The organism is Variimorphobacter saccharofermentans (genome assembly GCF_014174405.1).
Taxonomy (GTDB): Bacteria; Bacillota; Clostridia; order Lachnospirales; family Lachnospiraceae; genus Mobilitalea; species Mobilitalea saccharofermentans.
This window is the reverse complement of record NZ_JACEGA010000001.1, coordinates 929,621-951,194: the sequence shown is the minus strand read 5'-3', so window position 1 is coordinate 951,194 and position 21,574 is coordinate 929,621. Positions and strand designations below refer to the sequence as shown.

General features: G+C 39.0%; 15 protein-coding genes. 2 read left to right on the top strand and 13 right to left on the bottom strand.

Translation table 11 applies throughout. The features are described 5' to 3' along the window. Positions 1–6 precede the first annotated feature (6 nt). The gene (locus H0486_RS04235; protein WP_228351804.1) at positions 7–1,023 is read right to left on the bottom strand and encodes an acyltransferase family protein; all 1,017 of its coding nucleotides are present in this window, start codon (positions 1,021–1,023) and stop codon (positions 7–9) included. Between the two features lie 238 nt (positions 1,024–1,261). Between H0486_RS04235 and H0486_RS04230 the strand changes: the two genes are divergently transcribed. Continuing rightward, on the top strand, positions 1,262–2,401 hold the full coding sequence (locus H0486_RS04230) for an SLC13 family permease (protein WP_228351803.1): 1,140 nt from the start codon (positions 1,262–1,264) through the stop codon (positions 2,399–2,401). Between the two features lie 33 nt (positions 2,402–2,434). On the opposite strand, the gene H0486_RS04225 is transcribed toward H0486_RS04230, so the two are convergent. From H0486_RS04225 to H0486_RS04175, 11 genes are all read right to left on the bottom strand, one after another. After that, on the bottom strand, positions 2,435–3,331 hold the full coding sequence (locus H0486_RS04225) for a DUF3221 domain-containing protein (protein WP_228351802.1): 897 nt from the start codon (positions 3,329–3,331) through the stop codon (positions 2,435–2,437). Between the two features lie 542 nt (positions 3,332–3,873). Continuing rightward, positions 3,874–6,267 (bottom strand): GH36-type glycosyl hydrolase domain-containing protein, encoded by a 2,394-nt coding sequence (locus H0486_RS04220; protein WP_228351801.1) that lies wholly within the window; start codon positions 6,265–6,267, stop codon positions 3,874–3,876. 173 nt (positions 6,268–6,440) lie between these two features. Then, a complete protein-coding gene (gene hslO, locus H0486_RS04215; protein ID WP_228351800.1) occupies positions 6,441–7,319 on the bottom strand; it encodes an Hsp33 family molecular chaperone HslO in 879 nt (292 codons plus the stop codon). 67 nt (positions 7,320–7,386) lie between these two features. Beyond that, positions 7,387–8,205, bottom strand: a complete 819-nt coding sequence (locus H0486_RS04210; protein ID WP_228351799.1) for a class I SAM-dependent DNA methyltransferase — start codon at positions 8,203–8,205, stop codon at positions 7,387–7,389. 235 nt (positions 8,206–8,440) lie between these two features. Then, positions 8,441–9,910, bottom strand: coding sequence for a xylulokinase (xylB, locus tag H0486_RS04205; RefSeq protein ID WP_228351798.1), 1,470 nt, complete (start codon positions 9,908–9,910; stop codon positions 8,441–8,443). A gap of 374 nt (positions 9,911–10,284) precedes the next feature. After that, positions 10,285–11,304, bottom strand: coding sequence for an ABC transporter permease subunit (locus H0486_RS04200; protein WP_228351797.1), 1,020 nt, complete (start codon positions 11,302–11,304; stop codon positions 10,285–10,287). Beyond that, complete coding sequence (locus H0486_RS04195; RefSeq protein WP_228351796.1) at positions 11,304–12,368, bottom strand: ABC transporter permease; 1,065 nt, start codon at positions 12,366–12,368, stop codon at positions 11,304–11,306. The genes H0486_RS04200 and H0486_RS04195 overlap by 1 nt, the downstream gene beginning before the upstream one ends. After that, positions 12,361–13,890 (bottom strand): sugar ABC transporter ATP-binding protein, encoded by a 1,530-nt coding sequence (locus H0486_RS04190; RefSeq protein WP_228351795.1) that lies wholly within the window; start codon positions 13,888–13,890, stop codon positions 12,361–12,363. Before H0486_RS04190 ends, H0486_RS04195 begins: the two co-directional genes overlap by 8 nt. 145 nt (positions 13,891–14,035) lie before the next feature. Beyond that, on the bottom strand, positions 14,036–15,064 hold the full coding sequence (locus H0486_RS04185) for an ABC transporter substrate-binding protein (protein ID WP_228351794.1): 1,029 nt from the start codon (positions 15,062–15,064) through the stop codon (positions 14,036–14,038). 191 nt (positions 15,065–15,255) lie between these two features. Beyond that, a complete protein-coding gene (locus H0486_RS04180; protein WP_228351793.1) occupies positions 15,256–16,704 on the bottom strand; it encodes a sensor histidine kinase in 1,449 nt (482 codons plus the stop codon). Beyond that, a complete protein-coding gene (locus H0486_RS04175) occupies positions 16,685–18,346 on the bottom strand; it encodes a response regulator (RefSeq protein ID WP_228351792.1) in 1,662 nt (553 codons plus the stop codon). Before H0486_RS04175 ends, H0486_RS04180 begins: the two co-directional genes overlap by 20 nt. A gap of 1,561 nt (positions 18,347–19,907) precedes the next feature. Between H0486_RS04175 and H0486_RS04170 the strand changes: the two genes are divergently transcribed. Beyond that, the gene (locus H0486_RS04170) at positions 19,908–21,068 is read left to right on the top strand and encodes an ROK family transcriptional regulator (RefSeq protein ID WP_228351791.1); all 1,161 of its coding nucleotides are present in this window, start codon (positions 19,908–19,910) and stop codon (positions 21,066–21,068) included. 233 nt (positions 21,069–21,301) lie between these two features. On the opposite strand, the gene H0486_RS04165 is transcribed toward H0486_RS04170, so the two are convergent. Further along, complete coding sequence (locus tag H0486_RS04165; RefSeq protein WP_228351790.1) at positions 21,302–21,529, bottom strand: small, acid-soluble spore protein, alpha/beta type; 228 nt, start codon at positions 21,527–21,529, stop codon at positions 21,302–21,304. Between the last annotated feature and the right edge of the window lie 45 nt (positions 21,530–21,574).

Sequence of the window (21,574 nt, the reverse complement as noted above, 5' to 3'; positions counted from 1 at the left end):
TTAATTCTAGTTTTCTTTCACGATGATACCGGTTAGAAAATCAATAAACCCATCATATATCCGTTTCACTATCGGTCTTGTATATAAAAATGTAATCAGTGCCGTCATCAAAACAGAATATAAAAGATACCAATATGGCTTATCCTTTAGAATCTCATATTTTTCTAATAGTGGTATTGTAAATAAATGAAGTATATAGACTGTCATCGTACTGGCTCCAACCTTTGTTAAAAAGGTTCTTCTGGCAGTCATAACATTCGTTAATACCAAAATCATAATAATCGCAATCACATATACTAAGCATCGGAATAACATGGATTTCAATTTGATGTCTTCCGGATATGGCCTTCTTAGGTACAGAACTTCTACTTTAAATATATCCTGATATACGATATAAGTAGATAATCCACCTACAACTACGATTGCTATATAGGAAAACACCCTCGGTATTTTTCGAATCCGCTCCACATGCTCCTTCGTACAATAATAACCGAGTAAGAAGAACGGGAAAAAGCAGATTGTCCTTCCGAGAGCCATATAATCCGCAAATTCACTACTAAATCCACTAAGTAAAGCTATAATAAAGCTTAAAGGCAGGAGAAAGCGTATTTTCACCAAATCCTTTAGAAAGAATTTCCAAAGAAATAGCGCCAGAAGATACCACAATCCCCAATATGGCCGTAATAATTTAAAGCCAGAAAGCGATTCCTTAATGACCAATACCTTATAGGAATAATTTAAAATATTTAATATTACATAAGGTATTAATATCGTTACAAAGGCATTGCTTCTGACCTTCTCCAGATTCTTAGAGAAATAACCTGAAACAAAAGTCATTGCAGGCATATGAAAAAAGAAAATAAAATAATAAATACTTTTTATTACATCGGACTCACCCATCATCGAGGTAAGTAAATGTCCCCATACCACTAATATAATTAAAATTGCTCTTAAATTATCAAAAAGATAATCCCTTGCAGTTCCTGTCCCTTCCCCTGGTTGTTTCACTGCTATTTGTTCCATGCAAGTATCTCCTCGTCAGTAAACACCGCTTTGTGTTTCATCCTCTAATATCCCTTATTGTATTTATATGGAAAATCAAATCATTCTTTGTCGTCAACATATAGATTTTATCACCCAATACCTAATCATGCAATATCAAAATCAATGATTGCATTTTTATCTTAATTGACGTAGAATTTATCGGGGTATTGATTATCCAAATACATAAATAATATAGTAATAATTAAGGAAACGAATTATGATGAAATTATATGCTAGAGTAAAACATCTAATAAAAACTGAAACAGTGCTTCTGATTTCTGCCTTCGTAGCAATAGTAACCATGTTCTTTGTAAAGCCCAGCCTTCATTACATTTCTTATCTGGACCTTCGTGTACTGAGCCTTCTATTCTGTCTTATGGCGGTAGTCGCCGGACTCAATGATACCGGTATATTTATTCGAGTGTCTGAAAAGCTTTTAAAAAAGGTTCAAAACATTCGTTCATTAAGCTTTGTATTTATTAGTCTTTCGTTCTTTTCCTCCATGCTTATCACAAATGATGTTGCATTAATAACCTTTGTCCCTTTTGCCATAATGATATTAAGGATGACAGGTCAGGAAAAGTATTTTATACCCGTAATTGTTCTGGATACCATTGCTGCCAATCTGGGAAGTATGTTAACTCCGATTGGAAATCCGCAGAATTTATATTTATACAATACTTATTATGTATCAATGATTGATTTTTTACAAATCACCTTACCCTATACGATCCTATCCTTCTTATTACTGAGTATTACGATAATCCTAATGAAAAAAGAAACACTTCAACTTACTATAATAAATAAAAGTGAAGAGAAAAAAACAGACAATAAGAAACGCTACATGCTAACCATGTATTGCATTCTCTTTCTTGTCTGTCTTACCTGTGTAATACGAATACTCGACTATCGTCTTACTTTATTAATTGTATTCGTCGTTATTTTAATCTTTGATCGCAAGATATTGAGAAAGGTGGATTATTCCCTTCTTCTTACCTTTGTCTGCTTCTTTATATTTGTTGGTAACATTGGTAACATTCCAGTAATCAGGAATTATCTGGGTAATTTACTGGTCAGCAGGGAGCTTACTGTTGCACTAATAGCAAGCCAGATTATCAGCAATGTCCCTACTGCGGTTCTATTATCCGCTTTCACCGATAATTATAAAGCATTAATCCTCGGTACCGATATCGGAGGATTAGGTACCTTGGTTGCATCCTTAGCAAGCTTAATATCATATAAATTCTACTGCAAAACGGAACATGCAAAACCAGGTAAATACTTAGGTGTTTTTTCGCTGTATAATCTTGTATTCCTGGTTGTGCTGTGCTTATTTTACATGCTCACCAATACATAAAACTGATAAACAAGTATTACTATCGATGCATTATTAGCTAATCCACATATCTTCCTTCTTGATTGACCACTCTGAACCATCATAGCTTGCGGTAACCTTATCCGATCCGATGGCTCCCAGCCCGCTTCTCCACTTTTTAATTGAACATTTTATTTCGCGCTTCTTCTCGTTATAGGATATATTTGATAATGTGATTAGGATACCATCGGGAAAATAAAGATTCTCCTTATCGATCACTCCTTGCTTCGCAAGCTCATCAAAGGTTCCTTCGATTATCTCATATCCATATATTCTTCCCAGTTCCGACAATAGAATCTCCTTTTCCAGAGCAGTGATATCACTCCACCCGGTTGTATCCACTGCTATTTTTGTAATCTCGTAGTTTAATGCATCATCTTCCTGATATATATCATCAATTATTGCCAGGTAGCCTTTCATTAATATGTTTTTCTTAATTACCTGAACCCCGGAAGCATCCATCTGAGCCGGATAGGATTCCCGAATCGCCCCATTATATTCTATTTGTACCTGATCTCCTGCTTCCAGCTTCGCAGCATCTATTTCCTCTCCGTTCTCATTCCGGATGATTGCGTTCGTAATACTTACGAATATTTTATCCGAGGATCGATATTCATTGCTGTCTTCATTGGGAGCTACCAGTATCGAATCACCGGCATCGATAATTACCGCCTGGAATCGATAAAGTGTTGCGTCGGGCATATCACTGCTGTCATCGACGTTATCCTTGCCTTGCTCATCTACATTCACATTACTGTGATCCATGTCTTGTTCATCATCATTTTCCTTACCGTTATACGAAGAAGAATTATTGATTTCTCCTTCTTCTATTATTGCTTTACAGCCACTGCATCCTTCTAAAAAAAGGATCAAAACCAGAATTACTGCTACCATATATTTTGCTTTGCGCATAAAACCCTCTCCTTACCTCTCATGATATCCAAACATATATCTATCTCTTCATGATTTCACCTTTGTTAAGACTATGTAAAGTTTCTTTCAGTGATTAGACGACAACCTGATGTATTACGTTTCACAAACATAGTATTCCTAACTTAGATTCAATTCATAAAGCAGAACAAGAAGATCACAAAAAAATCCACCCTAAAGTACGATATCATATAGCCTTAGTGATACTATATCTGATATCATTCCTACTCAGAGTGGATTAAATTCACTTTTATACATCTTATAACTTATATTACAAATTAAAGCGAAATATTTATACTAGTCGGTACTTAGGCTCTGTTCTTCAGGGCCTTATGTACCGACGAAGAACCGATAGGTCGAATGCAGAAAACATATCCAGAGCGGAGTATTTGCACGCGTCGGTACTTAGGCTCTGTTCTTTAGGGCCTTATGTACCGTTACGCAGTGCAACTTAGTGGAAACGGCTCCGCGGAGGATATGTTTCTCTGCATTAATCCTATCGGTTCTTCCCTGTTATATAAAAACTACATTACAAGTAAAATATCATTTACATCCTTCATCATAGATTCAGGAAGGTAATTGGTCTCTTGTTTTACTCCGTTAACATAGAATTCTTTGCAGCCACTTTCGGCACCATTGGGATTCTGTACTTTTATGTTCAATTTCTTGCCACGGAAGGTCTTTTCAATGGAGAACTCTTTCCATTCGCTAGGAATACTAGGAGCTATGGTCAGACCATTTAAATCCGGTCTCATACCCAGAATACCTTCTACACAGCCAACCATTACTGTGGATGCTGTTCCGGTGAGCCAATGCGTATGAGATCTTCCATAGAACGGACTCTCATTCGCTTCGGTAAACTGACCATGTGCATAGGGTTCGATTACACGAATTTCTGCATGATCATTCTGGGTAGCAGGGCATGTTTCTGTAAAGTATTCATAAGCACGATTTCCATGACCCATCAATGCCTCAGCAAGAATAATCCATCCCTGTGGCTGTGAGAAAATACCACCGTTTTCCTTTGTTGACGGATTGAACAGAATAGCCAACGCTCCATCAAAAGCATGATCCACATAGGAGGGTGCCATCGTTCTTACACCATACTTGGTATTTAGTTCGCGGTGCACACTTTCTAAGGCTTTCTCTGCCTGATCCTTGGAAGCTAGACCGCTGATTACTGCCCATGACTGAGGATTTACCCACATGCTGGCTTCCGGGTCCTTCTTGGAACCGATTACCTGTCCATCCTCCTTGAAGCCTCGAATAAAACGATCCTCTTCCCAGCAATTATTATTAATGGTATCCTTCAGTTCTGTCTGTACCTTATCCAGATAAGCAAGATATTCAGTATCCTTCTTATCTTCCGCAATATTACGAATTACAGACATTGCATAATATAACTGCATTGCAACAAAGGTTGATTCTCCTTTTTTGCCGAGTCTCAGGCAGTCATTCCAGTCAGCGTGAAGGCCCGCAGGCATCTTGTGAACACTGAGACGCTCCATGGAGAAGTTAATTGCTCTCTTTAAATGATCGTACACTGTTCCTTCATCCTTATTGGCATACGGAATCACCTCATCCAGGAAGTTCTTATCACCGGTCTCAGCCATATATTTATAGACAGTGGGGAACAACCAAAGTGCATCATCTGCACGGTATGCCGGATGGCCGGTTGCCTGTACATAGGAGGCATCATCCGGAGTATCTTCATGTCCTGCATTATGATCAAATTTAACTAATGGCAGACCACCGCCGTTATCTACCTGTGCAGATAACATAAACCAGATTTTCTCTCTCGCCATTTCAGGATCCAGATGAATAATACCCTGAATATCCTGAACCGTATCACGGTATCCATAACCATTTCTAAGTCCCGCATAGATAAAGGATGCTGCTCTTGACCAAATAAAGGTGATAAAGCATTGATATGCATTCCATGTATTTAACATGGCATTGAAATTATCATCCGGTGTTTTTACCTGGAAGTTGGCTAATTTACCATGCCAGTAGCTCTTTAATTCACTTAATTCTTTATCCACTACACCGGGCTCATTATAATATGAAAGAATATCACTGGATTCCTTATCATTCTTTTGTCCAAGAAGGAATATAAATTCCTTTTGTTCTCCCGGCTTCAGTGTCATCTTAGTGTGAAGTGCTCCACAGGCATTGGAATTATAGTTTAATACATTATCACAGGAGCCATTTTCAACCGCAATCGGATTACCAAAGCTTCTATAGCTTCCAATAAAATGCGATTTGTCACCATTATAAGATTCTACCTTTGCTCCGGCCAGTCCGAAGAAACGCTCTCTTCCATTGGAGCCTTCGGCATTCTTACCATCATTCTCATTAATCACCTGCAGAATCTTATTCCCTTTGAAATAGGTCTTTGTAATAAATAAAGTATACTGCAGATTTACCTGATCATTTTCGTAATTGCTTTCATTTGTAAATTCAATAAATCCAAAGGCGGAAATATTACGTGGTTTATCACTGGCATTCTTTATAGTAACCTTCCACACCTCATGGGTCTTATTCAGCGGAACATAATAAAGAACTTCTGACTCTATACCCTTATACTGTGCCTTTATTGTTGTATACGCTGTACCATGGTGACATTGATTTTGATATTCACTCAATGGTTTACCAACAGGCTGCCAGGAAGCGGACCAATAATCATTCTCATCGTCATCTCGAAGATAAACATATCTCCCCGGTTTATCCTCCTGATTGAAGATGTAACGTGTGATTCTTCCGTTAGCACCGCTTTTTACAAAGCTGTACCCGCCTGCATTGTTCGAAATGATTGCACCGTATTCCGGTGAACCAAGATAATTCGCCCAAGGTGCCGGTGTATCAGGCCTTGTAATAACATACTCCTTATTTTTCTCATCAAAATAACCGTAATTCATATAACCCTCCATTCTACTGAAGCACCTCGGCATTGGGTGTCAGCGTTATATTGCATAGTAATGCACTTATGGAATGCAGACAATTAAGTCCGAATTCCTTATAGCTTTAACATTTTATCCTTATTCCTGGTTTCTGACAATGTATTACCTTATCATTTTTTTGTAATATATTACTAGCTGCTGCGCTTTACGATTTCTTTTAGCTCTTCTATCGTAAATTCATAATGCTGATTACAGAAATGGCAGTTTACTTCAATGGGCTGATTGTCATCTATCATTTCTTGAATGTCTTTCTTTCCAATAGATACAATGGCCTTCTCCACTCTTTCCTTCGTACAGTTACAGTAAAATGCAGTCGGAATACGATCCGTGATTTCTAAGCCGAAATCAGATAAAATGTACTCTAAAATCATTTCCGGTGTCATATCCTGATCCAATAAAGACGTAATACTGCTGATCTCAGAAATTTTCTTCTCCAGACCGTCTATGACCCGTTCTTCGGCAAAGGGCATCAGCTGTATGATAAATCCTCCTGCCCGGCGTACCGTATTGTCTTTATTCATCAAAACACCCAGTGCGACTACAGAGGGCACCTGTTCACTGGCAGCAAAATAATAGGTTAAGTCCTCTGCAATCTCGCCGGATACCAGATGGGTTTGTCCTACATATGGTTCCTTTAAGCCCAAATCCTTTATCACACTTAACATCCCAGCTCCGACAGCACCTCCGACATCAAGCTTTCCTTTATCATTCGCATGAAGTATTACCTGGGGCTGATATGCATAGCCTTTAACATTTCCTTTTGTATCAGCAGTAACGGTTAATCCTTCAATTGGTCCGCTACCTTTAATCTGAAGAGTCAGAATATCCTTCTCACCCTTCATCATGCTTCCCATCATAGCACCGGCGGTCAACAGTCTTCCAAGTGCTGCTGTTACGACCGGGCTTGTGTCATGTACGCTTCTGGCATACTCCACCAGTTCCCTCGTTGTTGCTGCAAAGACACGAATCTGGTTGTCTGCAGCAGTTGCCCTAACAATATAATCTGACATTCCTACCTCCATGGTGTCAAACAATACACCCTATTCTTTCATATCCTAATCATTATTCACATAAGAATTATTCTTTATTTACATATAACTTATCTGCTTGCCATTTTTCTCTTGCTATAATATATACACGTTCACTATCTTCCTTAGGCTCTTCCACTGTATAAGCATCATAGACTGTTATCCACTCCATACCAGCCTCTTCGATCAATCGTTTCATAGTATCTATGGTATAGGCTCTTCGATAGTGGGTCTCTTCATATCGTCGAAAGAGTCCAGCGTTGTCATTATTCATCTTTGCGCTCTGGAAGGAATCATCCTGCTCTGGAATGAATAAAGTCAAATTGACTTCATTTATCATTTCCTGCTCATAGTACGTATTCTCCCAGATAAAGCTTCCCTCCTCACGGTTCTCAGCTATGGTATGATCTCCGAGTACCTCCTGATATGCATATTGGGTATCTAAATCAAAGATAAAGATACCCTTCGGATCAAGATAATTATTGACTAGGCGGAACACCTTTAACAGATCCTCCTCTGTGAGGATATAATTCATACTGTCACAGACACTGATTGCGGCAGACACTGTCCCGTAAAGCTCAAATTCTCTCATATCCTGACATAGATACAGGATACTATCATCACTGTTCTCGCTTTTGTCCCTGGCAATCGAAAGCATCTCTTCTGAGTTATCCACCCCAATCATATCATATCCCTTCGCTGCCAATTGCCTGGTTAAATTCCCAGTACCACAACCCAGCTCCAGAACAAGACCGGAGTTTATCTGATGGCGTCGTAATAAATCGCAAATATATTCAGCCCATTCTTCATAGGGTACATTATCCATAAACATATCATAAACAGATGCAAATCCGGTATATGGCTGCATAATACGCAGCTCCTTTCCATTCCATATTCATTATATTATGCATTTATTTACCGTTTAACATTCTATCATATATAAGATATGTAATCAATGGAAATGAAATTGCATAAGAAATATGCCGGTGTAATTGTATGAATTCCATGGGAATACATCTTACAATACACCGGCATACTCTATAACCCGTCTTCTTTATTATTCATAGTTTCGATTAATCCTGATTAGATTAACAATTCTCCGCTTATACCATTTTATCGTACATATCCTTCAATGTAGGATATAACTGCTTAAAGATATCATATTTCTTATTATAACGTGCAACGATTTCAGGGTCTTGCTCCGTTGTTTCAATCACTTTGATTAACTTGGAAGTAGCCTCTTCCACTGAAGTATATTTGCCACATCCGACAGCTGCTAAAATAGCTGCTCCGAAAGCAGGACCTTCTTCGGAGTTAATCTTATCCACCTTTACATTCAGCACATTCGCGATGATCTTACACCACAACGGACTCTTTGCACCGCCGCCATTAATTCGAATTCGGCTAATGTCCACACCAAGAGATTTGGTGATCTCAAAGGAATCACGGAGTGCAAATGCAACACCTTCCAAAACAGCCTGTGTCATATCAGCACGAGTGGTATCCATAGTCATTCCGATAAAAGTACCTCTTGCATTCGGGTTGTTATGAGGAGTTCTTTCTCCCATAAGGTATGGCAGGAAGAACACATTATTCTCTCCCAGAGTCTTAATATCCTGTTGTTCCTTTGCATATTCTTTGGTTCCGATGATTTCATCCATCCACCACTTGTTAGAAGCTGCTGCACTAAGCATAACGCCCATAAAATGGTACTTTCCATCTGCATGAGCAAATGCATGAAGAGAATTATTCTTATCCACAGCAAATTCCTTGGTTGAGATAAATACCACACCGGAGGTTCCGAGTGAAACATTACATTTACCTTCGCCTACGGTTCCGGTTCCAACTGCTGCTACCGCCTGATCTCCGCCACCTGCAATTACTTTTACCTGTTCCGGTAAGCCAAGCTCCTGTGCAACTTCTTTCTTCAGTGTACCTACTACCTGATAGGACTCATGTATCTTAGCCATCTGCTCTTCCTTCAGTCCGCAGATATCCAGCATTTCTTTTGACCAGCGTTTATTCTTAACATCAAATAGCAGCATACCGGATGCATCGGATACATCCGTACAATGAATTCCTGACAATCTGTATGCAATATAATCCTTCGGAAGCATAACCTTCTTAATCTTAGCAAAATTATCAGGCTCATGTTTTCTAACCCATAAAAGTTTTGGTGCTGTAAAACCGGTAAGCGCCATGTTTGCCGTATAGGATGAGATTTTTTCTCTTCCAATTTCATTGTTTAAGTAATCACATTCTGCCTGGGTACGTCCATCATTCCAAAGAATAGCAGGACGAATTACCTGATCCTTCTCATCCAGAATAACCATACCATGCATCTGACCACTGAAACTGATTCCATCAAACTGTGATTTATCGCAATCCTTGGTTAATTCCCTTATTCCATCAACTAATGCGCTATACCAATCCTCCGGATTTTGCTCTGACCAGCCCGGCTTCGGAAAATACAGTTCATATTCTCTAGTTACGATACTTTTAATGTTTCCTTCCTCATCCATCAGCAAAAGCTTTACTGAAGAGGTTCCTAAATCCACACCAATATACAGCATAATCTTTACTCCTTTTTTAGTTGTTATAAAGGGATTCTCCCTTTTTAGGAGATGATATCCTTATTCATATCATTTCCTAACCTACTCATTTTATTTTACAGGCCACTTCTAATTGATTAATTGAATAAACTATATAGTATCAATATACCAATTCACTGGATTTATGTCAAGCAAACAATTACATTTCTTTCTATTTAAGAATCCGCATTGTCCATCATTTCGACATAGTATATAACAAGAAAAGGATTAGACTTTAGACACCTTATTCCAATACGATATAAAAGGGCTAAAATGCAACTTGCAGAATAATGACTTACTCCCCCTATGTGTGAAGTAAGTCATCATCCAGTATGCATCATTTTACACAGCCCGATTTATTTTACATTTCTCTTTTTCGACGCTAACACGCTTTGAAGGATTATGAAAAATGCAAGCAATATCGCAATGGTAATTTTCGTCCACCAGGAAGACAATGTTCCCTGGAAGGTGATAAAGGTCTCTATGGTACCTTTTATTAATACACCGAATAAGGTTCCGAATACATTACCTACACCACCGGTTAATAGTGCTCCACCGATTACAGAGGAAGCGATTGCCTCCATCTCAAAGCCCTTTGCCTGTTCTACGAAGCCAGCACAGGTATTTAATGCAAATAAAAATCCCGCAAAGGTACCGAGAATACCATTGATGGCATATACCTTAAGCTTTGTTCTGCGAATATTCACACCCATCAGTAATGCTGACTGTTCATTTCCTCCGACTGCATAGACAGATCGACCGAATTTTGAATATTTAAGTATCACAAAAAACAGAACCAGAATTAACAATGCTAGTATTACACTGGGATAGATATAGGGATATACCATAACTCCCTTTCGATTCATGGTTCCTCCAAAGGGAAAATATATTTTTGCATTTGCCCAACTGAGGAAGGTCTCATTTTTGATACTAATCATATCTGTACTGATGACAGCGGTCATACCTCTTGCAAAGAACAAACCAGCCAATGTAACAATGAAGGGCTGAATTTTTAGATAGGCTATCAGCCAGCCTTGAATTAAACCATATACTAAGCCGATTACAAGTACAATCAGAAGAGCTGGTACTGCTCCCATTCCCTTTATTTCCATCATCCAGGCTAACAGCATGCAGGTCATGGCAATTACGGAACCAACTGATATATCAATTCCTCCTGTAATAATGACCATCGTCATACCAGTTGCTGCTACAATTAAACCAGCATTGCTGATAAACAGATTCAAAAACACCTGTAATTTACCAAAGTTCTTATCCTTAAATACGATAATTCCGGCTATGTACATTAACACAAATAAAATAATGGTTATGACTAAAAGAAATTGATTTCCATCCAGCTTTTTCCCTTTTATTTTCATTATGCCACCTTCCTTCCAGCCTGTACTCCCGTAAGCTTTGCTTTCAGGTTACGTAACATTCTTTTTAACTCTGTTGATTGCAGAGCTACAATCAGAATTACGACAATCGCTTTATATACATATAATTGATCTGCCGATACCTTCATCGCATATAAAGTAGTGGTCAATGCCTGTATCGTAATAGCTCCAATCACACTTCCGAGTAAGGAGAATTTACCTCCGCCCAGATTATTACCACCCAGCGCTACCGCAAGGATTGCATCCAATTCAATATTAAGTCCTGCATTATTGGCATCGATGGAATATACACGGGATGTTATAATCATTCCGGCAATTCCAGAGCAAATACCACAGAAGGTATAGGAAAGGAATTTAATCATCGTAGAGTTCAAGCCTACCAGTCTTGCAGCCTTTGCATTAATACCTACTGTTTGAATGTATAATCCAAGTGCGGTCTTTTTTAATATTAACATGGTTAACGCGATACAGATGATCGCCACAAATACGGGGGTTGGGAAAGGAATTCCCGGTATAAAGCTTCCCAGCTGTTTAAAATGATCTACTCGAAGATACAATATCTGTCCCTCGGTGATCAATTGCGCTATACCACGTCCTGCTGTATATAGAATTAATGTGGCAACCATGGGCTGTATCTTCATTTTCGCCACCAGGAAACCATTCCAGGCTCCGCATACACATCCTGCTATGATTGCTGCTATGAAGCCCAGTATATAGGGAGCATGATAGAAGTCCGTACTGGTCTCACCGCCTCCAAGGATAAAGATTGCTATTGCACCTGCTACTGCGCTGACTGCGCCTACGGATATATCAGTACCTCCGGAAGCCGCTACAACCAGTGTCATACCGATGGACAGTATTACCAGTTCACTGGATCGGTTAATAATATCAACAATATAGCCATAGAATACCCCGTTTTTAATGGTAATCTCAAAAAAACTGGGTGTCTTAATCACATTGATTAATAGTACGATTGCCAAACAAAGCAGTGGGAGAAACAATCGATACCCGGTGATTTTATTAATAAAATGCTTTGCCTTATTCATTTCCAGCACCTCCCGCAATTGCCTTCATTATACTATCCTGATCCAGCTGCTCCTCATGAAGCTCATTGACCTTGCATCCATCTCGGAGTACGGCCATCCTGCTACAGGTACGGATCATTTCTTCTATCTCTGAGGAGATAAACATAACGGACATCCCCTCCTGAGCCAATGAAACCACAAGCTTTTGAATCTCTGTCTTGGTTCCGACATCAATTCCTCTGGTCGGCTCATCAAGTATCAAAAAGTCCGGGTTATTTAACAGCCATCGTCCAAGAATTACCTTTTGCTGATTACCACCGCTCAACTGCTTTACGGGAACCTCACGATCCGCTGTTTTTATTTTAAGAATATCAATATATTTATCCGTAAATTCTTCCTGCTCCTTCTTACTAAGCAGGCGGAACATTCCCCGTTTTGCCTGAAGAGCGATAATAATATTTTCCCTAACAGAAAGATCCGCAATAATTCCTTCTTCCTTCCGGTTCTCCGGCAGATATCCCATACCCGCTCTCATTGCGTCAATGGGTGCATTAATCATTACTTTTTTACCATTTATGAATAACTCACCGGAATCTGCCTTATCCGCACCGTAGATTGCCCTGGCAAGCTCGGAACGACCACTTCCCAGTAACCCAGTTAATCCTATTACCTCTCCCTTATGAATCGTAAGATCAAAAGGCTTAATTGTACCAGTATGACTAAGCTGTCTTGCCGAAATTAGTTCTTCTCCGGTATTCTTTCCTTGATTATCGGTCTGCTTTTTAATTGTAGCCAAGTCATCAAAATCCTTACCCATCATCTTTGCAACCAGCTGAACCCTAGGAAGAGACTCTATTTCGTACTCTCCTACCAGTGCTCCATTGCGGAGTACTGTAATACGGTCACATACCTCATATACCTGTTCAAGGAAATGGGTAACAAATATGATACCAACTCCTTTGGATTTCAAATGTCTCATTAACCGGAACAGCTTCTCTACCTCATTGTCATCCAAGGAAGATGTGGGTTCATCCAGTATAAGCACCTTAGCTGACATATCAACTGCTCTGGCAATTGCTATCATTTGCTGAATTGCTATGGAGTAATTCTCCAGTGCTATCGTAACATCTATATCAATATCCAATTCCTGCAGTATTTCTTTGGATTTTTTATTCATGGTTTTCCAGTCAATCATTCCAAATCTCATCGGTTCACGGCCGATAAACAGATTTTCAGCAACTGTAAGGTTCGGACACAGATTGACCTCCTGATATACCGTACTGATTCCGTTCTCCTGTGCTTCATGAGGAGACCGGTTAATGATGGATTCAAGGTTATCTCCTACTCTTATTTCCCCCGTTTCAAACTCCTCTACGCCTGTAAGTACCTTGATCAGGGTAGATTTTCCCGCTCCATTTTCACCCATTAATGCATGGATTTCCCCTTCGCGTAATGTAAAGTCTACATCCGATAAGGCAACCACACCGGGGAAATGTTTGCTGATGTGCCGCATTGTTAATATGACCTTATTCTTTTGATCCATGTGGACTCCATCCTTTCATTGACCTGGTTATGATTATATAAAAATTAAATAGCAATTTTTATATATAAAATGGGTGTGTCAGGGAGCTTATTCCTGCTCACTTAAGCCCCATATGTCACACCCATTACATTTTATTACCTAAATATTAGTAAGCACGTGTTGGTTTGATTTCTGCTGCTGTTTCAGCGGGGAATACACCTTCTTCAACATACTGAAGCTTATCTACTGTCTGACCTGCTTCTAACTTCTTAATAATCTCAGCTACACGAGGTCCGTGTAAAGGATTACACTCGATAGAAACATTCATTGTACCCTCGATCATGGCATCAAATGCAGCTGCTACAGCATCGAAGGATATGATGATAATATCTCCATTCGGTCCACAGGTCTTACCTGCTGCCTTAATCGCATCAATTGCACCAAATGCCATATTATCATTCTCAGCTACTACAACGTCAATGTCATCATAGGACTTTAAGAAGGATTCCATAACTTCCTGTCCTTTTGACTGAGTGAATTCACCGGTCTGCTTCTCTAACATAGTCCAGTTAGGATAAGCTGCCATTTTCTCTGCAAAACCGTCAGTACGTCCAATTTGTGCGGAAGAACCGATGGTACCCTGTAAGGTAACGATATTGATCTGTTCATCTTTTCTACCATTTTTCTCTAGATACTCAGCAAGCCATTTTACTGCATCATAACCTTCCTGAAGGAAGTTAGATCCAACCCAAGCTGTAAACAAGCTATCATCGGATACGTCGATCATACGGTCAACGATAATAACAGGAATTCCTGCTTCCTTTGCTTCTTGTAATACAGTATCCCAACCTGTTTCTGTAACCGGTGCGATTACGATGTAATCCACATCCTGTTGAATAAAGTTACGAACTGCTTTAATCTGATTTTCTTGTTTTTGCTGTGCATCGTCAAATATTAACTCATAGCCGTTCTCTTTGGTAAAGGTTGATTTCATGGATTCGGTATTCGCTGTACGCCAATCGGATTCTGCACCAACCTGGGAAAAACCAACTACGATTAAATCACCGGAGCTCGCCCCATCAGATTTGCTAGCGGATTTGTCACCGCTTGCAGGACTGTCTCCTCCCTTTGAACCACATGCTACCATGGAAAATACCATTGCAATTGTGATCAATAAAGCAACTATTTTTTTCATATTATTCCCTACCTCCTTGATTATGTATTGCTATTTGCAAATACATAATACAAAGAATCCGTAATAGTTACAATAAAGATTCTATGGATAATATTTCATTTTTTTATCACCATAATCAGAATAGTTCGTTTTTTTTAATAATAAGTTGATTTTTTTTGAATCTATAAGACTTTATGAATAAATTACTTAAATTATATACTACGTTTGGGAAGGCAAACTTCCACCCGGGTTCCCTCCCCGAAGATACTATGAAGTCTGATGCCATAGTTTTCGCCGAATTTCAGTTGAATTCGTTCATTCACATTATATAGTCCATAAAAATCATTTTTGGTCAGTCCATTACCGTTCATGCATTCAATTACCTGCTGTAATCTGTCCTCCGTCATTCCAATTCCATTATCCTCTACGATAAGGACACATTTATCCTCTTCCTCCCTGCCACTAATGACAATCTTACCTTTTCCACGCTTGTTCTTTATCCCGTGATACAGCGCATTCTCAATTAAAGGCTGCAGGGTAATCTTAGGTATCAGATATTTACCGAGGCTTTGAGGAATGTTGATCTCATAATCAAGAATATCCTGATACCGTACCTGTTGAATCTTCAGATAGCAGGTAAAATGTATTGTTTCTTCTTCGATTGTAATAATATCCTTGCCCTGATTCAATGAGGATCGAAAGAAATCAGACAAAGCACCCACTGTTGATACTACCTCTTTATGCTTACCAGCCTCTGCAAGCCAAATGATGGTATCCAGAGTATTGTAAAGAAAATGCGGATTTATCTGAATCTGCAGCAGCTCCAGCTCTGCCTCCCGAAGATTCTTTTGTTCGATTTTTACTGTTTCGAACAAATCACTGATACGTTGAATCATCTGATTCAGGGAATCACTTAGTATTTTTACTTCCGCACCATTTTCGATTTTCGATCGGATCGTAAGGTCTCCCTGGGAAACCTGTTCTGTAATCCTTCCCAGATATCGAATGGGCTTTGTAATACTTCTGGGAATGGCAAAGGATATAACAAAAGTAATTACCATTAAGAAAAAGATCAGAAGAATACTACCTTTTATCATCTGACCAAATACTCGGTTCATCTCATTACGATAGGTCTCGATTTCCTTGGTTTCATAATAAAGATATTCCAATATAGTCTCCTGGATAAGCGAGGTAACAACCTGAACGTCATTTTCCCAGATTTCCATGTTCTTATCATACATATTTCCCTTTTCCACATTTGTTCTGATAATCTCCACATACTTTCGAAGATTACTCAGATACTTTTCAATCAGTGCAATTCGTGGCATGGAATTCTTGGTATCCTTTATGTCCTTAATATTGTCAATAACGGATTTTGCATTTTCGATATCACTAAGAAGATTCGCTTCCTCGTAGCTCCGGCTGCCTATAATATACAAATAGACCTTATCATCAAATTCCTTCTTAAAATCTATACTAAACGCACTGGCAGCGGAGGTATTATAGATTAGTTTATCATACTGCTTATTATATTCCGAAAAGTAGATCAGCCATATAGCGATAAAGATTAAAATCGGAATTACCATAATAAAATATGAGAGTCGTATTTTGGCTGCAAGACTTGAATCCAAATAGATTTTCTTAATACCTTTCTTTAGCATCCTCCTGATCCTCCCCGCTTTTGCTTTTATTCATACGATATTGCAACGGTGTACATCCCTGGGTCTTTTTAAATAAATAGGAAAAATAGTGAGGATCCTTGTACCCTACCTCTATTCCAATCTCACTGCTCCTTTTATTGGTGCACATTAACAGCTCCATGGCTTTATTCATTCTTAAATCCGTCAGATATTTAACGAATGTCTGCCCCGTCTCCTGGCTAAACACTGTACTCAAATAGCTGGGGCTGATATTTACAACGGAAGCTACCTGATTTAAGGATAATTCTTCATTCTGATAGTTCTTGTGTATATACTCCTTAACCTCTTCAATAATATTGGTAAATTTCTTCGTAGCAGCTTCGTTTCTGCAGGAGATTGCTTTTGTAAACAGTGCCGTAATAAACTTCAGGGTATGATCATAATCATCTACAATTTCGTTCATATGCTGCGCACTCTGAAATGGATTATCGAGCTTAAATCCGCTCTCTTTATAATTCAGCTTTTCAATAAAATTCGCTGTTATAAAATACATGTCCATAACAATATATTGACGGAACATCAGGGAATCCTTCGCTGCCTGATTGAAGTTCTTGAGGTATTCCTCAACAAAATAGCTTACTTCCCCAAGCTCTCCACTACGGAGAAACTTCTCTGCAATTTCTTTATCAAGATACTCCGTATCGGTAAGGCTTGCCCAAGGATTATCTTCCTGCTGTCTGATCTCTCTGATTGCACCAGCTTCTAGGAACTGATTCTCATCCTTGATAAATCGATAGGCAAATGCCCTGTTGGCCTCCTCAAAGGATAAGTATAATTCACTCAATCGATTGACATAACAACCAACTCCGCCGAAATACGTTATTTTATTATATTTTCGTATAATCTGCTCAATCTGTGATATGTATGTGGCTTGTAATTCCTCCATTTCTTTTACTGTCTCCGCCATAATCAGTAATGCAAAGCCTTCTAAATTCCGGTCGAACCACAGGATATTCTGGCTGTCAAAATAACTTGTAAGCTCATCATAGGCCTGCACCAGTGTATTCGAAAAGTTCTCCTCCTGATGCTTTACTCTGCTTGCTTTAAAGAGGATGATATTGTAATACCCTGCATTAAGATCAATTCCAAATTCCCTACCTTTATCCAGTATATAGGGCAATGATTGGCTGTTATCCATTAATTCATGGAAGAAATTCCGTTTGTTCTGGATTTCATTTTCACTCATTTCCTTTCGGAATTTCATCATGTTCTCTCTTTCTTCCTTTTCTGTCATGATCTTTTTGCTTACCCGTTGTACTGTATCAAGCAAATCCTGGGCATTAATCGGCTTTAATAAGTATTCCTCTATCCCGATATTAATGGCTTCTTTGGCGAATTCAAAGTCCTCATATCCGCTTAAGATAATGATCTTAACCTCGGGTAGATCCTTCTTAACTAACCTGCTAAGCTCCAATCCATTCATAAATGGCATCTTAATATCGGTAATAATGATATCCGGTTTTAACTTGCGTATCTGGGTATAGGCCAGTTCCCCATCACTGGCTTCACCACAAAAGTCAAATCCATGTTCCTTCCAAGCAATGTTATTCTTAATACCTTCTCTAACAACATATTCGTCCTCAACCAAAAATACTTTCAACATTCTGACATCCCCTTTAGTAAGAATTCTTGCTTCTCCACCTATCATAACGAATTTTCTGTACATTTTCAACACAGATATCATTCGAGGGACGGTTGCTGAAGAGATTTCCTTGATCCGTTACTCTTGTGGGTGCGGTTGCAGTTTATTAGCGTATTAGCGCTTCAAAGGTATCTTCGTTCGCTTGATATAATTAGGACACATGGGCTGTTGCAGAATATTCCAGCGGGGGTTATGACTTACCTCACACACAGACGGAAGTACAAATTGCTGATTTTACATGTCTCAGGCGGACATAAATGTTCGCCTTATCCATATAAAATCAACAATTTGTTCTTCCGACAGTGTATTATGGTAAGTCATAACCCCCGCTGATATTCTGCACAGCCCCATACTGTATGATTGCTCACTCAGATGCCTAAGAAGCGCACATAAAAACTGTAACCGCACCCACAAGAGTAACGGAATGAGGAAATCTCTTCAGCAACCTGTTTATAATCATGCACCGTTATGAACCAATAGGATGGGCGCTAGCTGATATATCCAGTACGGAGCTTCTGTACCTTCGGTACTTGGGCTCTGTCTTCTAGAGCCTTATGTACCGAAGAAGATCCGGTAGACAGATGCAGGAAATATATCCATAGCGGAGTATTTGCACCTGTCGGTACTTAGGCTCTGTCTTTCAGAGCCTTATGTACCGCTACTAGGTGCAATTAAGTGCGAACGGCTCCGCGGCGGATATTATTTCTGCTCCTGTCTATCGGTTCTTCGTAATGATATAGTATATTAAGTGGCTCCGTGGCGGATATATATTCAGAACAGAGTATATGCACCTGTCGGTACTTGGGCTCTGTTTTTCAGAGCCTTATGTACCGCGAAGAACCAATAGGATGGGCGCTAGTCGGAGGATGGATATATATCCAGTACGGAGCTTCTTTACCTTCGGTACTTGGGCTCTGTCTTCTAGAGCCTTATGTACCGCGAAGAACCGGTAGACAGATGCAGGAAATATATCCATAGCGGAGTATTTGCACCAGTCGGTACTTAGGCTCTGTCTTTCAGAGCCTTATGTACCGCTACTAGGTGCAATTAAGTGCGAACGGCTCCGCGGCGGATATTATTTCTGCTCCTGTCTATCGGTTCTTCGTAATGATATAGTATATTAAGTGGCTCCGTGGCGGATATATATTCAGAACAGAGTATATGCACCTGTCGGTACTTGGGCTCTGTTTTTCAGAGCCTTATGTACCGCGAAGAACCGGTAGACAGATGCAGGAAATATATCCATAGCGGAGTATTTGCACCTGTCGGTACTTAGGCTCTGTCTTTCAGAGCCTTATGTACCGCTACTAGGTGCAATTAAGTGCGAACGGCTCCGCGGCGGATATTATTTCTGCTTCTGTTTATCGGTTCTTCCCATTATAATGCAAAAATTACGATATTACTATTTGCAAATAATTTAAAGTATGTTACCATGAGATTAATTATTAGAAAATTGCGGTGCTGCAATGCTACGTATATGGCATATTATATGAAATAAAATTATTTACGAAAGGTGACTGTAATGGTAACAGGCAGTAAAGAACTCATTAGAGATATCAATACCAATTTAGTTTTGGAAACAATCATTAATCATTCCGTAATTTCGCGGGCAGCAATTGCGAAATATCTGGGTTTAACAAAAGCAACCATATCTGCAATTGTACAAGAATTAATTAATAGAAAACTGGTGATTGAAATTGGTAGCGATGATACAAGTTTAGGAAGAAAACCGATTTTATTAAGTTTGAACAAGAAAGCAGGATATGTAATCTGCATTGATATCGGTGTAGATACAATCTCCGCATTGGTCTCCGATTTGATTGGAGAGGATTGTAGCTTAAAGCAGATTAAGACTCCAAAAAGCACAGGGAATATCGTAAATGTACTGATTCAACTTGTTAAGTCGATGCGATTACCGGAGGATACTCCCTATGGTCTAGTTGGTATTACACTGGGTATTCATGGTGTAATTGCCAATAATCAAGTTTCTTTCGCTCCTTATTATAATTTATCCGGTATCAATCTGGCCGAGGAATTGGAGCAACATTTTAACACTCCGGTATATCTGGAGAACGAAGCAAATTTATCGGTTATTGGAGAGAAAACATTCCAATATGATTATTCCAATATGGCAAATATCAGTGTTCATTCCGGTATCGGTCTTGGTATTATTGTCAATCACCAGCTTTATACTGGGTACAATGGTAGAGCAGGCGAATTCGGTCATACGATTATCGAAATAGACGGGAAGCAATGTCCCTGTGGAAATAAGGGTTGTCTTGAACAATATGTATCCGAAAGAACCTTATTAAATGAATTTGCCGCTAAGAAAAACATGGAAGAAGTCGATTTTGAGCAATTCAAAAAAGCATATGAGCAAAAGGATCCTGATGCGATTGATATTATGAATAAATTTGTGAAATATATGTCAGTTGGTATCAATAATATTTTAAATGCCTATAATCCCGACATTGTCATTATAAACAGTTCCTTTACCATACATTTTCCTCATATCACGGAACAAATTGAGGCATCCCTGAATAGCAAGATGAACAGCTATCAGCATATTGTTCCTTCTGCACTTCAAGATACCTCTATATTACTGGGTGGTATCTGTGTGGCAATCAAGGGGTTCTTGGGAATTGAAATGTTAAAATTAAATCAAATACGTACCAAAGCATAAATGGAGACTATTGCATAATATTTGCAGGGATTATATCTTACCATAATGCACTGTTTGAAGAACTTGTTGATGTATTTTGTATGAAACAGGCGAATATTTATTGTTCGTATGAGAATATAAATATTCGCCTGAGACATATAAAATCAATAACAAGTACTTCTGTCTGCGTGAGGTTAGTTATAATCCCTGTAAAATATTATGCTATAGCCCTTCAAGGTTAGCCTAGCAAGCCCTTATTGTAACTCATCTTCTTTTTCCTGTTGCTTTTCCGCTTTCTCCTGTTCCCTTTTTTTCTTCGTCATGATGCCACCGATACGACCTGATTCCTTGGCCGTCAGTGACTTCCAGCCTGTGGCCAGAACCTTATCCAGATATCCCAGCTCCTCGGCTATTTCATATTTTAATGCCTCTTCTGGTTTTATCTTACTTAAGTCAATTGGCTTTTCCTTCTTTTTACTCATGATTACACACCCTTCTACATAATCATTCCTGATCTTTAGGTACTA

Coding starts and splice junctions, on each gene's coding strand:
- H0486_RS04225 (WP_228351802.1), bottom strand. CDS start 3,331: ATGCGCAAAGCAAAATATATGGTAGCAGTAATTCTGGTTTTGATCCTT.
- H0486_RS04180 (WP_228351793.1), bottom strand. CDS start 16,704: ATGCTAAAGAAAGGTATTAAGAAAATCTATTTGGATTCAAGTCTTGCA.
- hslO (WP_228351800.1), bottom strand. CDS start 7,319: ATGTCAGATTATATTGTTAGGGCAACTGCTGCAGACAACCAGATTCGT.
- H0486_RS04170 (WP_228351791.1), top strand. CDS start 19,908: ATGGTAACAGGCAGTAAAGAACTCATTAGAGATATCAATACCAATTTA.
- H0486_RS04165 (WP_228351790.1), bottom strand. CDS start 21,529: ATGAGTAAAAAGAAGGAAAAGCCAATTGACTTAAGTAAGATAAAACCA.
- H0486_RS04210 (WP_228351799.1), bottom strand. CDS start 8,205: ATGCAGCCATATACCGGATTTGCATCTGTTTATGATATGTTTATGGAT.
- H0486_RS04175 (WP_228351792.1), bottom strand. CDS start 18,346: ATGTTGAAAGTATTTTTGGTTGAGGACGAATATGTTGTTAGAGAAGGT.
- H0486_RS04220 (WP_228351801.1), bottom strand. CDS start 6,267: ATGAATTACGGTTATTTTGATGAGAAAAATAAGGAGTATGTTATTACA.
- H0486_RS04195 (WP_228351796.1), bottom strand. CDS start 12,368: ATGAATAAGGCAAAGCATTTTATTAATAAAATCACCGGGTATCGATTG.
- xylB (WP_228351798.1), bottom strand. CDS start 9,910: ATGCTGTATATTGGTGTGGATTTAGGAACCTCTTCAGTAAAGCTTTTG.
- H0486_RS04235 (WP_228351804.1), bottom strand. CDS start 1,023: ATGGAACAAATAGCAGTGAAACAACCAGGGGAAGGGACAGGAACTGCA.
- H0486_RS04185 (WP_228351794.1), bottom strand. CDS start 15,064: ATGAAAAAAATAGTTGCTTTATTGATCACAATTGCAATGGTATTTTCC.
- H0486_RS04200 (WP_228351797.1), bottom strand. CDS start 11,304: ATGAAAATAAAAGGGAAAAAGCTGGATGGAAATCAATTTCTTTTAGTC.
- H0486_RS04190 (WP_228351795.1), bottom strand. CDS start 13,890: ATGGATCAAAAGAATAAGGTCATATTAACAATGCGGCACATCAGCAAA.
- H0486_RS04230 (WP_228351803.1), top strand. CDS start 1,262: ATGATGAAATTATATGCTAGAGTAAAACATCTAATAAAAACTGAAACA.